The sequence below is a fragment of the Ruegeria sp. C9 genome (assembly GCF_056537585.1).
The window spans coordinates 123435-136260 of sequence record NZ_JBQFRU010000007.1 but is presented as its reverse complement, the minus strand read 5'-3'; the positions used below and the strand labels follow the sequence as shown (position 1 = coordinate 136260).

Here is a 12826-nt window from a genome sequence, read left to right as displayed (position 1 = left end):
CGCGGCGCTCGCGGGAAGCAGGGTAGATAGTTGCAACTGGTTGCACGGGAATGGATGGGGGCTTTGGTTCGCCCCGTTAAACCCGCTTGAATTGGGAATAACGCTCCGGCAGCATCAAGGCCTCGCTGGGTGCATCCATTTTCGTTTTGTTGCGCCACACGCGGAGCAGCGAACTGCGGTTCCGGTGGTAACTAACGGCTTTCCATGTGATGCGGGCTTTAGACCGCGCCCCGGAGTTCTGCTTCTGAATGATCCACTGGAAGTTGTCTTTGCAACTGATGATGCGGAAACGGTCTACACGGACGATTTCATAGGCATAGTTGTCTAGCGTTTCGCGGCGCGACATACACGACGGCGTGTCGTTGGTTTTCTTGTTTTCGTGCAACTGGTTGCACCGGTCCGGGCGTGACCGAACGAGATCGGAATGTTGGGTGTCTTTGCAAGGCATTTTGGGTCTCTCGGTTTGCCACCGGAGCCGGAAAGTGCTATTCTTCAATTGGTTAGATTGAGACAGCCCGTTCCCGGTTCGCCGGGGCGGGCTTCTTAGTTGAAGCGTTTGTCTTCAAGGGCTTTAACGGCTTCTTCAATCTCATCGCTCTTCCAGTACGAGCGACTGCCAAATTTCACCGGCGGAGGGAATTCACCCTTTTCTATAAGGCGATAGAGGGTAGTGCGGCTGATCGGATATTTCGCCAGAATTTCTTTGGCTGTGCTGTAGCGTATTTGGTTCTGCATGTTATTTTCCGTGTCTCGGCGTTTCTTCGAGACCAACAAACAGACGCTCGACGGAGCAGTGGAGAGCAAACCTCCAGTTATTTTCTTTTGATGTGGTAGTCGTAGATTTTTCTATTGGCGTCGACGCTGGTACCAAGCCCGCGCTTCAGAGCTAAAGCGGCAGCGCTCGACTTGCTTTTCCCATTAAAGATTAGTTCCTGCATTACACGGACTATCTCGGATGTGTCTTTCTTCACCTGCCCACGCTTGCTTTCGCCGCCTTTACGCCGCGCTTCCTTTTGTGCTGCTTCCCGTTCAACGTCATTTAGGTGACCGCTCCGCAAAAACTCTTCAGTCAATAAACTACCAGCAAGGAATGCTTGGTTCAGTGCGTGAGAAATTGCTTCGTGATACTTTTTTGGAACATTCGTTATTGCCTCTCCGGCGGCGTCCAATGCTCCTTGCGCTCGTTCGCAAAAATCGTTCGCTGATAAGTCGTCAGCCGCTGGCGGGGGCATTTCGTCCAACCGCTTTTTCGCGCTGGAAATCGAGCGCGGTGCGTGGTTTTCACTGAGTTTTTGAATGTCTTGGAGCACTGCATCCAACCCATCTCCAATATCGGTGGGGAAAGATATTGTGAGCCGAGATTTCCTCGACATGGCATCTTCCGCTATGATCTCTTTTTGGATTGTAATCCGCGATTTCTTAGCGTTCATGGTGCAACCAGTTGCAAGATTACTGATTGTTGGCCAGTTACATGTTGCGCCCAGCGTTCCATGAGAATACGCCGCTTCTCCAAGTAATCAGTCCGTCGATATGACAGTTCCACTTTGCCTCCGACGGAATGAGCTAAAGCCATTTCGGCAATGTCGCGTGGCGTGTCGGTTGCTTCAGCGCACCATGTGCGAAAACTTGATCGAAACCCGTGGGGACGAGCCTTCAAATTACGTCTTTTCATCAACTGAGACATGGTGGCATCCGATATGACGCCTTTGTGGGTGCTGGGGAAAAGAAAGCCGCCACGGGCGAACGGTTTGGCCTGTTCGATCACTGATTTGGCTTCGGTGGATAGCGGGACGCGAAACTCTTTTTCCATTTTCATCCGTTCCGCCGGAATGACCCATGTGTCTCCATCAAGCTCATCCAAATGACAAAACCTGATCGGAGTGGAGCGAACGGCCGTCAGAATGAGGAGGCGTAGCGCAAGGTGGGTGATCGAACCTTCGTCGAGGCTTTCAAAAAACTCGGGTACCTTGGGCCACGGCATTGCGGGGATATGCTTCCTTTTTTGTCTAGATTTTCCCAGAAGAGCTTTGGCTTTTGTAGTGGCTTGCATGTCAACGTCGAGGCCCATTGCCGCGCCATATTGCATTACAATGCCGAGCCTGCTCATGGCCTTCTGAGCGGTTTCACCTTTTGAATGCCAAATCGGAGCTAGTGTGTTCTTGATGTCTTGCTGGTCGATTTCTTCAATGGGAACTTTGCCAAGCTTGGGCAACACATGAAGAGCTAACGGCGAGAACCAACGCCCTGCTTTTCCGTCGTTTTTCAATTCGGCCTTGCGGGCCTCATAGGCTTCCTCTGCAACTGTTCCCAAAGTGTGGTCCGCTTTGGCCGCCGCTCGGAGCAAACGCTGTCGCTCTTTAATTGGGTCTTTGCCACTACGGGCGACCTTACGCCATCGCTCGGCACTGTTACGGGCTTCTTTCAGGCCCACTTCCGTAAATGAGCCAAGACCCATTTCGCGTCGTCGGCCGTGGATTTGGACCCGCAGAAACCATTGCCCGCCGCCATCGGCGCGTTTGTGCAGCCAAAGCCCGCCACCGTCGTTGTATTTTCCGGGAGGTGCCGTCTTTATCTTGATTGCCGTGAGCTTGTTCAATGCGGGCATCAATCCACCTTCATGTCCACCCAATATACAGGGACACAGTGAAACACTTGCAGCCAAAGGGAAACAGTAAAGTACCCGCAAAGCACTGTTCTTGTGTAAGTTCCTCCACAATGAGGGATGTAGGGGGACAAGAAGAAATACGGTGCAACGATATTTCAATGCATCTCGACCGCACCAACATCCTGAAATCGTTACCCGAAATTGTCAGGTGAGACGGGCACCCTGTTGGTTGAAGCGATAGGTTCGATCCTGGGCGTAGCCGAAATGGACGGATTCACCAGCGTTGACCTGATGCTGGCCGAACAGGCGCGCGGTGATCTGGTGGTCTTTCATCATCGCGATCACGTTTGTGTCTCCGCCCAGATGCTCAACATGAGTCACGTTCGCGGTCAGGGGGCCTTCGTCGGATAAATACAGATCCTCTGGGCGGATACCCAACGTTGTGTCTGCGCTGTCGCCGATCACGCTAGCGGGGAAGAAATTCATCGACGGAGCGCCAAGGAAACCCGCGACGAACTGGTTGGCGGGGTTATTATATAGCTCCATCGGGCTGCCAACCTGTTCAACGCGCCCGTCGCGCAGGACGACGATCTTGTCAGCGAGTGTCATCGCCTCGGTCTGGTCGTGAGTGACGTAGATCATCGATGCATCGAGCTGCTGATGCAGGTTGGCGATTTCCAGTCGCGTATTCATACGCAGGGCGGCGTCCAAATTGGACAAGGGCTCGTCGAACAAGAACAGTTTGGGTTCGCGTACAATGGCGCGGCCGATCGCGACGCGTTGGCGCTGGCCGCCTGACAGTTCTGAGGGGTAACGGTCGATATAGGGCTCAAGGTTCAGCATCTTGCTGGCCTTGGCGACGCGTTCTTCGATGACCTGCTTGCTCTGTCCTTCCTGTTTCAGTGCCAGCGACATGTTCTTGCGCACATTCAGGTGGGGATAGAGCGCGTAGCTTTGGAACACCATGGCGATGCCGCGTTTGGAGGGTGGGGTGAGGTTCATTAGCTCTCCACCAATGCGCACTTCGCCTGAGGTCACGTCCTCCAGCCCCGCGATCACGCGTAGCAGGGTGGACTTGCCGCAGCCGGAGGGGCCGACGAAGACGACGAATTCTCCGTCTTCGACTTCGATGTTAATATCTTTCAGTACCTCGACAGTGCCGAAGGACTTGTTCACGTTTGTCAGCGTCAGGGCGGTCATGTGCGTGCCTCTTTCAGCGAAATGGGTTGGCCAGTGCGGATGCTTTCATCGGCAGCTAGACAGATGGCCAGCGATTGCACGGCGTCGTTCATATGGCGGGTCAGGTCGATGTCCTCGGCGATGGCGCGCAGCATATAGGCTTGTTCGGCATCGCAGAGCTCCTGATGACCGGGTTCATCCGGCATGTCGATTTTCTGGTCGCCATCGGGGCGATGGACCAGAAGGCCGCCAACCTTGGTGTGTCCGTCGATATCGGCGGATGCGCCCTTGTTTCCATCGGTGATCGAGACCGAGCCGTTGGGCGACACGATGTCTTTCACGAAGAACGCGGTTTCGGACATCATCGGGCCCCAACCGGCCTCATACCAGCCGACCGAGCCATCCTCGAAGACCACCTGAAACTGGCCGTAGTTGTACATGTCTTCGGCGATCTCATCGCTTAGGCGCAGGCCCATGCCGTGGACTCGCACGGGGTCGGAGTCAGTGATCTGACACATCACGTCGACATAATGCACACCGCAATCGACGATGGGCGAGGTGGTCTGCATCAGAGCTTTGTGTGTTTCCCACTCGGCCCCGCTGCTTTGCTGGTTGAGGTTCAGGCGGAACACATACGGCCCGCCGAGGTCGCGCGCCTCGGAAATCAGGCGCATCCACGAAGGATGGTGTCGCAGGATGTAACCGATCACCAGTTTGCGGTTGGTCTCAATGGCCTTTTCGACAACACGCTTGGCATCTGCCACAGTGGTCGCTAGCGGCTTTTCGACAAATACATGCGCCCCGGCCTCCATCGCCGCGCAGGCGAAATCGGCGTGGCTGTCGGAGTAGGTCGCCACAACCACCAGATCCGGGTTGGTTTCAGTCAGAGCTGCCTGAAAATCTGAATAAGCCGGATAGCCTGACAGGTCAGGATGGTCGACGCGACCGGATCGGTTCACCAACCCAACAATCTGCGCGTCCAGGTGGTTGTGGTGGGCCAAAGCGTGGCTCAGCCCCATATTGCCGAGGCCGGCGATCAGAACTTTGGTCATTTCACAGCTCCTGAAGTGATGCCGCGGATCAGTTGGCGCGAGAAGATGACATAGAGCACCAGCACCGGCAGGATCGCCATGCTGAGCGCCGACAGAACCGCGTTCCAGTCGGTGACGAACTGGCCGATAAAGACCTGGCTGCCCAGCGTCAGTGTTTTGGTTTCCTCGGCCGGGGCAAGGATCAGCGGGAACCAGAGGTCGTTCCAGATGGGGATCATGTTGAACACGGCCACGGTCGCCATGGCGGGGCGTACCAGCGGTAGAACCAATCGGAAGAATATGGTGTATTCGGACAGCCCATCGACGCGGCCTGCGTTCTTCAGATCGTCCGAGACTTGCCGCATGAATTCAGACAGGATGAACACCGCCAGCGGCAGACCTTGCGCGGTATAGACAAGGATCAGGGCCCAAAGGGTGTTCACCAAACCGGTTGCCACCATCATCTCAAGTATCGCCACGGTGCCGATGCGGATCGGGATCATAATCCCAAGCGCCAGATAGAGGCCCATCAGAGTGTTGCCCTTGAATTTGTATTCGCTCAGGGCAAAGGCGGCCATGGCGCCGAACAGCAGAACGAAGGCCAGCGACACCACGGTCACGATCAGCGAGTTTTGGAAATAAAGGAAGAAATCCCCTTGTTTCATCACCGTCTGGTAACCGATCAGCGAGAAGCTTTCGGCATCGGGCAGGGCGAGTGGCTCGCGGAAAATCGAGCGTCGGGTTTTGAAGCTGTTGATGATGATCACGAAGACCGGGAAGAGGGCGATCAACGTGTAGAGGATCAGCGCCCCATGCATGGCGGCCGTGTTCAGCGGGTTACGGCGTGCTTTGTTCATCCGGCTATCCTCACAGTTGATACCGGCGCATCCGGGTCTGGATGCCGAAGAGGTAGATGCAGACACCCACGAGAATGATGGCGAACATCGCGCCAGCGATGGCGGAGCCCATATGCGGGTCGCCCAATTGCAGTTGGAAGCCGAAGAACGTGCGGTACATGAAGGTACCAAGGATGTCGGTCGAGAAATCCGGCCCCGCCAGCGCGCCCTGCGAGACATAGATCAGGTCGAACGCGTTGAAATTGCCGACGAATGTCAGGATCGAGATGATGCCAATCGAGGGAATGATCAACGGCAGCTTGATCTTCCAGAACGCCGAAGCACCGGTGATGCCGTCTATTTCTCCGGCTTCAAGGATCTCTTCGGGGATCGACAGCAGAGCGGCGTAGATCAACATCATCGGGATGCCGACGAATTGCCAGACCGAGACAAGTGCCAGTGTTGTCAGCGCGTATTCTTCCTTGCCCAGCCATGGTGCAAACAGCGACTTCAGACCAATGGCGTCCAGCATTGAAGGTGCGATGCCCCAAAGCGGGGACAATATCAGCTTCCACGCGAAACCGACGATCACAAAGCTCAGAATGGTCGGAATGAAAATTGCGGACCGATAGAGCGCGGCAAACCGCAAGCGTGGATGCGACAAAAGCGCGGCCAAAGCGATACCGATGGGGTTCTGAACCAGCATGTGGATCAGGAAGAACCAGAAGTTGTTGCCCAAAGCGTTCCAGAACTGCTCGGACCAGATCGGATCAAAGAACAGGGTGCGAAAATTCTGCAAGCCCACGTAGATACGTGTCTGATCAACCTCGGTGAACAGTGCGAGGCGCAGTGTGTTGAACAAGGGGAAGATCATCACTGCCGTGTAGACCAGCACCGCAGGGGCGAGGAAAACGGCAATGTGCCAGCGTATGCGGCGGGTCTGCATGGGAATCTCCGGGGGAAAGGTCCGGACGCGACGCGGTAGCCGCGTCCGGTGTGAGTGGCCTAGGTGTTACTGATGCGGTGCGTACCAGCTGGCCAGACCGTCTTGCAGTTGCTGACCCAGCGCTTCGGGTGTCTCGGCACCCTTGATGGCTGCAACGGATGCACCCCAAGTCTCGTTTTCGAGGTTCGGTGTGCCGCGCGACAGGATTTGGTAGGTCGAGCGGATCGTGCTTTCGCACTCATCTCGCCAACCGACGATTTCCTTGGCCAGTGGGTCTTCCAACTCGACCGGAGTGCTGGACAGCGGGAAGAAGCCGGGTAGGGCGTTACCGAAGATGCTGGCGAATTCCGGGCTTGCGACCCAAGCCAGGAAAGTGCGCGCAGCTTCTTGGTTTTCGCTCGCCGCGTTCATGCCTATGCCGATATCGGTGTGGTCCGAAATATAGCAGGTATCGCCCGCGTTCTGGACCGGTGGCTTAAAGGCGCCCATTTCGAAATCGGCCTGCGTGTTGAAGCCCGAGATTTCCCAGCTGCCTGCTGGATAGACCGCTGCACGACCCAGGGTGAACAGGTTCTGGCTGTCGGGATAGGTCTGTGCCTCATACCCGTCGCCGAGGTAGTCCGCCCACTTGGCCAGTGTCGCATACGGGGCGACCCACTGGGGGTCGGTCAGCTTCTGCTCGCCCTTGATCAGCGCCTGACGGCCTTCTTCACCTTTCCAGTAGTTCGGGCCGATATTGTTATAGCCCATCGTTGCGGCTTCCCACTGGTCATTGGTGCCCATCGCCATCGGGATATAGGTACCGTCTTCCTTGATCTTATCGAGGGCGGCAAAGAACTCAGCTTCGGTAGTTGGAACTTCGATGCCCAACTCATTGAACGCATCTTTGTTGTAGATGAAGCCGTGAATCACTGACGCCATCGGGACGCAGAAACTGGCCGAACCGTCATCGGTTTGCCACGCAGATTTGGCCACGTCCGAGAAGTTTCCCATGGCCTCAAGATCAGACAGATCGGTCAGGTGCCCCGACTCGTATAGCGCAAGCGAGGCATCAAACGGACGGCAGGTAATCAGATCGCCAGCCGAACCGGCCTCGAGCTTCGAGTTCAAGACAGCGTTGTATTCTGCCGGTGCTGAGGGCGAGAAGATCACTTTGATGCCGGGATTCTCGGCCTCGAACGCCGGAATGATCTTTTCCTGCCACAACGCCAGATCGTCGTTTCGCCAACTTTCGATGGTCAAAGTGGCCTCTTGCGCATAGGCGCTTGTGACCAGCGCCGTGCTCATCAAGGCAAGGCTAAGAACTTTGCGTGTCATTTGATATCTCCCAGGTTGATGGTTTCTTGGTTTTGTTTCATCCGCTCCAGCGCAGGGCGGAGGTGATCGTCGGTGTTGCTTAGCATTGCTTGCGCCGCGTCCAGGGACCCTGCGCCTACAGCCAAAAGGGCCGCGCATTTGAGGTTGCCCTCTGCCGCAGTCAACGCCTTTGTAGCCTGCGCCGAGGAAACGCCGGTCAACTGACAGACGATCCCGTTGGCTCGGGCGCGTAGCTTGTCATTGTCAGCGCGCAAATTGATCATCATGCCGTCCTGAATATGCCCCAGCTCCATCGCCATCAGCGTCGAAAGCATGTTCAGTGCGATTTTCTGCGCTGTACCAGCGCCCATGCGGGTAGAGCCCGAGATCAGTTCAGGTGGTGTCGAAAGCAGGATTGGATGGTCAGAAAGCTGCAACAGTTCGGTGCCCCCGTTATTGGCAATGCCGATAACTGTGGCGCCTCTGTCCCGCGCGATCCGCGCTGCAGCGGTTGTGTACGGTGTGGTTCCGCTGGCCGAGACGGTGATCAAGGTGTCTTTGGCAGAAAGATCGGCCAGATCTCGGGCAAGGCTGTCGGTGGCATCTTCGACATCTCCCGGCATCTCAACTCCTGAGGGCAATCCACCTGCCATGTGGATGCGAATCTGGCGGGCTGGTATCGAAAAAGTTCCCCCGAGTTCCAGCGCATCCGAGGCGGCCATCAAGCCGGAAGAGCCTGCCGCCAAATAGCGCAAAACCCCGCCCGATCGGATGGATTGCGCCATAGCTTTTGCGCCTGCGCAGAGGGTGGGCAGCGAGGAAAGCGGGGCAGCGGCAGCGTCGGCTTGCGAGCGGGCCAGCAGCTCGGCCACTTCAATCAGCGGTCGGGCGTCAAGTCCGATCGCGTCTTGATGTAGCTGTTCGGTAACTGGCTTGGTCACGTGATTCTCCCCCGAGATTTTGAATATCATACCTTTTAGATACCATTAGTCTACCATTTTATTTTTACGCCCACAATTTTCAAGATTTAGACAACTATTACTGCATTATTGTGGAATTTGGTCTTCAAAATTAGAAATAGGTATTATAAAGGTATCCCCATGAGTCGCCCTTCTGATACCATTGTGCTGGCCGCTGATGGCGGTGGAACACGCTGCCGTCTTGCTGTTTCAGACGGCTCTGCGGTTCAGTGTGTCGAGGTTGGTGCGGCAAATGTATCAACCGATTTTGACGCAGCCTGCGCTGAGTTGATGCACGGAATTGCTGCTTTGGCCCGACGTGCCGGACTAGAGGCAACTCAAATCGCTCGTGCGCCAGCCTACTTGGGGCTGGCCGGTATCACGGGGCGCGCGCTGGCTGATCGGCTGGCAGAAAAGCTGCCATTTGACCATGTTCTGATTGAAGATGACAGGCCCGCCGCATTACGTGGTGCGTTGGGTTCGAAAGACGGTTTCGTAGCGCATTGCGGAACGGGTTCTTTTCTGGCGGTCCAGAATGGGGATCGCAGGTCATTTGCCGGGGGCTGGGGACCTGTTCTCGGAGATCAGGCCTCGGCGCAATGGGTTGGGCGGCAGGCTTTGGCCCGTACGCTTGACTGTGTGGACGCTCTGAAGCCTGCGTCTGAATTGGCGGACAGCCTGTTGTCGCGTTTTGATGGCGCTGCTGGGATTGTCAGGGCCGCCTCCAAGATGTCGCCTACCGAGTTCGGAGCGCTGGCGCCTGTTGTCACGCAACACGCAAAGCAAGGGGATGCGCTTGCGCTGTCGATCATGGAGGATAGTGCGCAGTATTTGGCGGATCAGATGTTGGCGATGGGCTGGTTGCCCGGCCTTTCGATCTGCCTGACCGGCGGCATCGGCCCGCAATATGCGGAATTTCTGCCTGCGCCAATGCAACTGGAATTGACCGCCCCACTAGGTGATCCGTTATCCGGTGCCATCGCGTTGGCCCACGCCTTTCAAAAGGAGACCCGACATGAGCGTTGCTGACTTCCTGCGGCCCGAGGGTTGGCTGGGTCAGACTGCCGGTCCGCGTTACGTGCAGTTGCGGCAGCGGCTGGAGCAGGGGATCGAAGAGGGTATTCTGGCCCCGAACAGTTCGCTTCCGCCCGAGCGCGAGATTGCCGAACTGACGGACCTGTCGCGGGTGACGGTCCGCAAGGCGATTCAGGAACTTGTGCGCAAAGGCGCGATTGAACAGCGGCAAGGCTCGGGGTCATTCGTGCGTCAAGCGGTTGCACGGGTTGAGCAGTCGCTGTCGCACCTGACCTCGTTTACCGAAGACATGGAGAGGCGCGGTTTTGAAACGACATCAACCTGGTTGGAGCGCGGAATATTCCTGCCGTCACCTGATGAAATGCTGGCGCTGGGCCTATCGGCGAGTGATCAGGTCGCCCGCATTCATCGTCTGCGCGCGGCTGGCGGGCGACCGATGGCGCTGGAACGCGCGGCGTTGCCGCTGGATATATTACCTAACCCGACTGAGGTTACCGGATCGCTCTACGCCTTTCTCGAACACTCGGGCAATCGCCCGGTGCGTGCGATCCAGAAAATCTCGGCCATCAATCTCGAAGCAACCGAGGCTGGATTGCTGGACGTTGCTGAAGGTACGGCGGGGCTGCGCATTCAGCGGACCTCGTATCTAGAAAGCGGGCGCGTTGCTGAACTGACCCGATCCATCTATCACGGCGATGCCTACGATTTCGTAGCAGAGCTGCGTCTGTCAACCTGAAAGGCGGGGCTCATGTCCAGCGATACAACTCAAATGCGGCAGGAAATCAATGAGATACCTTTTGCCGTTGATCGGCTTCTCACTGATGGGACCACGGCGATTACAAAGACCGCAAGCGCGATCCGCGCGCACGATCCCAGCTTCCTGATTTCGGTTGCGCGAGGTTCGTCGGACCATGCCTGCAGCTATCTGAAATACGCTTCGGAACTGCTGCTGGGCCTGCCCATGGCCTCGGTTGGGCCGAGCGTGAAATCGATCTACGGGGTCGATATGCGATGCCCCGGGGCGCTGTGTATTTCGGTTTCCCAATCGGGTCAAAGCCCCGACATCGTACAGCTGACGAAGTCCCTGACAGAAGGCGGCGCGTATTCGGTGGCGATCACGAACGATACCACGTCTGCACTGGCCCAGAACGCCACCTCGGCTCTGCCCATCCTTGCAGGCCCCGAGCTTAGCGTGGCTGCCACCAAGACTTTCGTCACCTCTCTGGTCGCCGGGCTTTGGTTGCTGGCCGAGGTAAAGGGTGATGACACTTTGCTGGCTGCAATTCACAAATTGCCGGAAGATTTATCGCGGGCGATCACCTGCGATTGGAGTGCGGTGGTCGAGGCAGTCGATGGCCAATCCCTGTTCACTTTGGGACGTGGGATGTCCTGGGCAATTTCGAATGAGGCGGCGCTGAAATTCAAGGAAACCTGCCAGATTCATGCGGAAAGCTATTCCTCGGCCGAAGTTCTGCATGGCCCGGTTTCGATCGTGGATCTGGGCTTTCCGGTGATTGCGTTCTCGTCCGGAGACGCGGCTGAGGCCAACATCGCCGAAATCGCCGATGCGCTCGCAGCTAAGGGCGCAAAAGTCTTCGCAACGACCAATCAGGTGTCTGATGCCGTGAGGCTACCACATGTCCGCACCACGCACTGGATGACAGATCCGGTAGCCTCAATCGCTTCGTTCTACGGTATGGTCGAAACTGTGGCCACGCGCCGGGGCATCAATCCCGATGCACCGCGTCACCTGCGGAAAGTGACGGAGACGGTATGACCGATGCGACGATCACCTTCGCGGGCGGGCTTATCTTTGATGGTAAAACCCTGAAGGACGGCCACGCCGCCCGTTTCGTCGGCGGGCTGCTCGACAGTATTTTGCCCGAAGCCGAGTTGCCTTCGGATGAGATGGTTAAGGATCTGTCGGGCGATATTTTAAGCCCCGGCTATGTAGATTTGCAGGTGAATGGCGGCGGAGGCGTCATGTTCAACGACGATCCATCGGTCGAGACATTACAGCGTATTGCGGCGGCTCATCGCAAGCTTGGCGCGACGTCGATCCTTCCGACGCTGATCACGGACACGCCCGAAAAGACAACGGCTGCCATTTCTGCTGCTTCTCAGGCCATTCAGCGCGGAGTTCAGGGGATTGTCGGCTTGCATCTTGAGGGGCCGCATCTCTCGGTGCGACGCAAGGGCGCGCATGACGGCGGGCTGATCCGCCGGATGCAGGACGCTGATCTTGCACAGCTGATAGAAGCGGCAGGGGCGTTGCCTGCATTGATGGTCACACTTGCGCCTGAAAGTGTCACGATTGCTCAGGTCGAAACGCTCAGCAAGGCGGGGGTCATCGTGTCGTTGGGGCACAGTGATGCCGAGTTTCAAACCTGCGTGGCTTACGCACAGGCGGGCGCGCACTGCGCCACCCATTTGTTTAACGCGATGAGTCAGTTGGGCAACCGCGAACCGGGGCTGGTTGGCGCAGTCTTGTCCAGCGGTGCGATGTCTGCCGGATTGATAGCGGATGCAATCCATGTTCACCCGCAGACGATGCGCGCCGCCTTTGCAGCTAAACAGGGGCCGGGGCATCTGTTTCTGGTGAGCGACGCGATGGCCGTTGCTGGAACGGATCTGCAGGAATTCAAGTTGGAAGGGCGTGTCATCCAACGTGAAAACAGCAGGCTGACCTTACCGGATGGAACCCTGGCCGGGGCCGATCTGAACCTGACCACCGCGCTGCGCGTGTTGACAACGGATGTCGGCGTTTCACTGACGGACGCCTTGGCAGCGGCCACACGCATTCCGGCGGATATCATTTCCCAGCGCTCAATCGCGCGCCTGAACTTGATCTCGCAGGCCATTCGCATTTCTCCGGATTTGTCGCAGGCCCGTCCGGCAGTTGCTTAACCTTGTGTTGCAACAAATTGCGAAACACCGCG

At 56.9% G+C, this 12826-nt stretch carries 14 protein-coding genes; 4 read left to right on the top strand and 10 right to left on the bottom strand.

The window, feature by feature from the left end; genetic code table 11:
• Positions 1-76 precede the first annotated feature (76 nt).
• The 10 genes from ACR0NE_RS18345 to ACR0NE_RS18300 all read right to left on the bottom strand — a co-directional run bounded on the left by ACR0NE_RS18345 (position 77) and on the right by ACR0NE_RS18300 (position 8834).
• Complete coding sequence (locus tag ACR0NE_RS18345) at positions 77-346, bottom strand: hypothetical protein (RefSeq protein ID WP_170595958.1); 270 nt, start codon at positions 344-346, stop codon at positions 77-79.
• Positions 347-543: 197 nt separating this feature from the next.
• On the bottom strand, positions 544-735 hold the full coding sequence (locus ACR0NE_RS18340; RefSeq protein WP_170595956.1) for an AlpA family phage regulatory protein: 192 nt from the start codon (positions 733-735) through the stop codon (positions 544-546).
• A gap of 77 nt (positions 736-812) precedes the next feature.
• Positions 813-1430 (bottom strand): hypothetical protein, encoded by a 618-nt coding sequence (locus tag ACR0NE_RS18335; RefSeq protein ID WP_170595953.1) that lies wholly within the window; start codon positions 1428-1430, stop codon positions 813-815.
• Complete coding sequence (locus tag ACR0NE_RS18330; RefSeq protein WP_170595952.1) at positions 1427-2605, bottom strand: site-specific integrase; 1179 nt, start codon at positions 2603-2605, stop codon at positions 1427-1429. The genes ACR0NE_RS18335 and ACR0NE_RS18330 overlap by 4 nt, the downstream gene beginning before the upstream one ends.
• A gap of 204 nt (positions 2606-2809) precedes the next feature.
• The gene (locus ACR0NE_RS18325; protein ID WP_170595950.1) at positions 2810-3805 is read right to left on the bottom strand and encodes an ABC transporter ATP-binding protein; all 996 of its coding nucleotides are present in this window, start codon (positions 3803-3805) and stop codon (positions 2810-2812) included.
• On the bottom strand, positions 3802-4836 hold the full coding sequence (locus ACR0NE_RS18320) for a Gfo/Idh/MocA family protein (protein WP_170595948.1): 1035 nt from the start codon (positions 4834-4836) through the stop codon (positions 3802-3804). The genes ACR0NE_RS18325 and ACR0NE_RS18320 overlap by 4 nt, the downstream gene beginning before the upstream one ends.
• On the bottom strand, positions 4833-5672 hold the full coding sequence (locus ACR0NE_RS18315) for a carbohydrate ABC transporter permease (protein WP_170595946.1): 840 nt from the start codon (positions 5670-5672) through the stop codon (positions 4833-4835). Before ACR0NE_RS18315 ends, ACR0NE_RS18320 begins: the two co-directional genes overlap by 4 nt.
• Positions 5673-5682: 10 nt before the next feature.
• A complete protein-coding gene (locus ACR0NE_RS18310) occupies positions 5683-6597 on the bottom strand; it encodes a carbohydrate ABC transporter permease (RefSeq protein ID WP_170421115.1) in 915 nt (304 codons plus the stop codon).
• A gap of 66 nt (positions 6598-6663) precedes the next feature.
• A complete protein-coding gene (locus ACR0NE_RS18305; protein ID WP_170393441.1) occupies positions 6664-7914 on the bottom strand; it encodes an ABC transporter substrate-binding protein in 1251 nt (416 codons plus the stop codon).
• The gene (locus ACR0NE_RS18300; RefSeq protein ID WP_170595944.1) at positions 7911-8834 is read right to left on the bottom strand and encodes an N-acetylmuramic acid 6-phosphate etherase; all 924 of its coding nucleotides are present in this window, start codon (positions 8832-8834) and stop codon (positions 7911-7913) included. The genes ACR0NE_RS18305 and ACR0NE_RS18300 overlap by 4 nt, the downstream gene beginning before the upstream one ends.
• A 159-nt stretch (positions 8835-8993) precedes the next feature.
• On the opposite strand from ACR0NE_RS18300, the gene ACR0NE_RS18295 reads away from it, so the two are divergent.
• From ACR0NE_RS18295 to nagA, 4 genes are read left to right on the top strand one after another with little or no spacing between them, the layout of a single operon-like run.
• Positions 8994-9881: a BadF/BadG/BcrA/BcrD ATPase family protein gene (locus tag ACR0NE_RS18295; RefSeq protein WP_170595942.1), complete on the top strand. Its 888-nt coding sequence runs from the start codon at positions 8994-8996 to the stop codon at positions 9879-9881.
• A complete protein-coding gene (locus ACR0NE_RS18290) occupies positions 9868-10623 on the top strand; it encodes a GntR family transcriptional regulator (protein ID WP_170393434.1) in 756 nt (251 codons plus the stop codon). The genes ACR0NE_RS18295 and ACR0NE_RS18290 overlap by 14 nt, the downstream gene beginning before the upstream one ends.
• Positions 10624-10635: 12 nt before the next feature.
• On the top strand, positions 10636-11664 hold the full coding sequence (locus ACR0NE_RS18285; protein ID WP_170595940.1) for an SIS domain-containing protein: 1029 nt from the start codon (positions 10636-10638) through the stop codon (positions 11662-11664).
• Positions 11661-12794, top strand: coding sequence for an N-acetylglucosamine-6-phosphate deacetylase (gene nagA, locus ACR0NE_RS18280; RefSeq protein ID WP_170595938.1), 1134 nt, complete (start codon positions 11661-11663; stop codon positions 12792-12794). The genes ACR0NE_RS18285 and nagA overlap by 4 nt, the downstream gene beginning before the upstream one ends.
• The last annotated feature ends 32 nt before the right edge of the window (positions 12795-12826 follow it).

What these genes read in the sequence shown, in the direction of transcription:
- ACR0NE_RS18290 (WP_170393434.1), top strand. Translation starts at nt 9,868, where the DNA reads ATGAGCGTTGCTGACTTCCTGCGGCCCGAGGGTTGGCTGGGTCAGACT.
- ACR0NE_RS18310 (WP_170421115.1), bottom strand. Translation starts at nt 6,597, where the DNA reads ATGCAGACCCGCCGCATACGCTGGCACATTGCCGTTTTCCTCGCCCCT.
- ACR0NE_RS18325 (WP_170595950.1), bottom strand. Translation starts at nt 3,805, where the DNA reads ATGACCGCCCTGACGCTGACAAACGTGAACAAGTCCTTCGGCACTGTC.
- ACR0NE_RS18335 (WP_170595953.1), bottom strand. Translation starts at nt 1,430, where the DNA reads ATGAACGCTAAGAAATCGCGGATTACAATCCAAAAAGAGATCATAGCG.
- ACR0NE_RS18315 (WP_170595946.1), bottom strand. Translation starts at nt 5,672, where the DNA reads ATGAACAAAGCACGCCGTAACCCGCTGAACACGGCCGCCATGCATGGG.
- ACR0NE_RS18320 (WP_170595948.1), bottom strand. Translation starts at nt 4,836, where the DNA reads ATGACCAAAGTTCTGATCGCCGGCCTCGGCAATATGGGGCTGAGCCAC.
- nagA (WP_170595938.1), top strand. Translation starts at nt 11,661, where the DNA reads ATGACCGATGCGACGATCACCTTCGCGGGCGGGCTTATCTTTGATGGT.
- ACR0NE_RS18285 (WP_170595940.1), top strand. Translation starts at nt 10,636, where the DNA reads ATGTCCAGCGATACAACTCAAATGCGGCAGGAAATCAATGAGATACCT.
- ACR0NE_RS18340 (WP_170595956.1), bottom strand. Translation starts at nt 735, where the DNA reads ATGCAGAACCAAATACGCTACAGCACAGCCAAAGAAATTCTGGCGAAA.
- ACR0NE_RS18330 (WP_170595952.1), bottom strand. Translation starts at nt 2,605, where the DNA reads ATGCCCGCATTGAACAAGCTCACGGCAATCAAGATAAAGACGGCACCT.
- ACR0NE_RS18305 (WP_170393441.1), bottom strand. Translation starts at nt 7,914, where the DNA reads ATGACACGCAAAGTTCTTAGCCTTGCCTTGATGAGCACGGCGCTGGTC.
- ACR0NE_RS18345 (WP_170595958.1), bottom strand. Translation starts at nt 346, where the DNA reads ATGTCGCGCCGCGAAACGCTAGACAACTATGCCTATGAAATCGTCCGT.
- ACR0NE_RS18295 (WP_170595942.1), top strand. Translation starts at nt 8,994, where the DNA reads ATGAGTCGCCCTTCTGATACCATTGTGCTGGCCGCTGATGGCGGTGGA.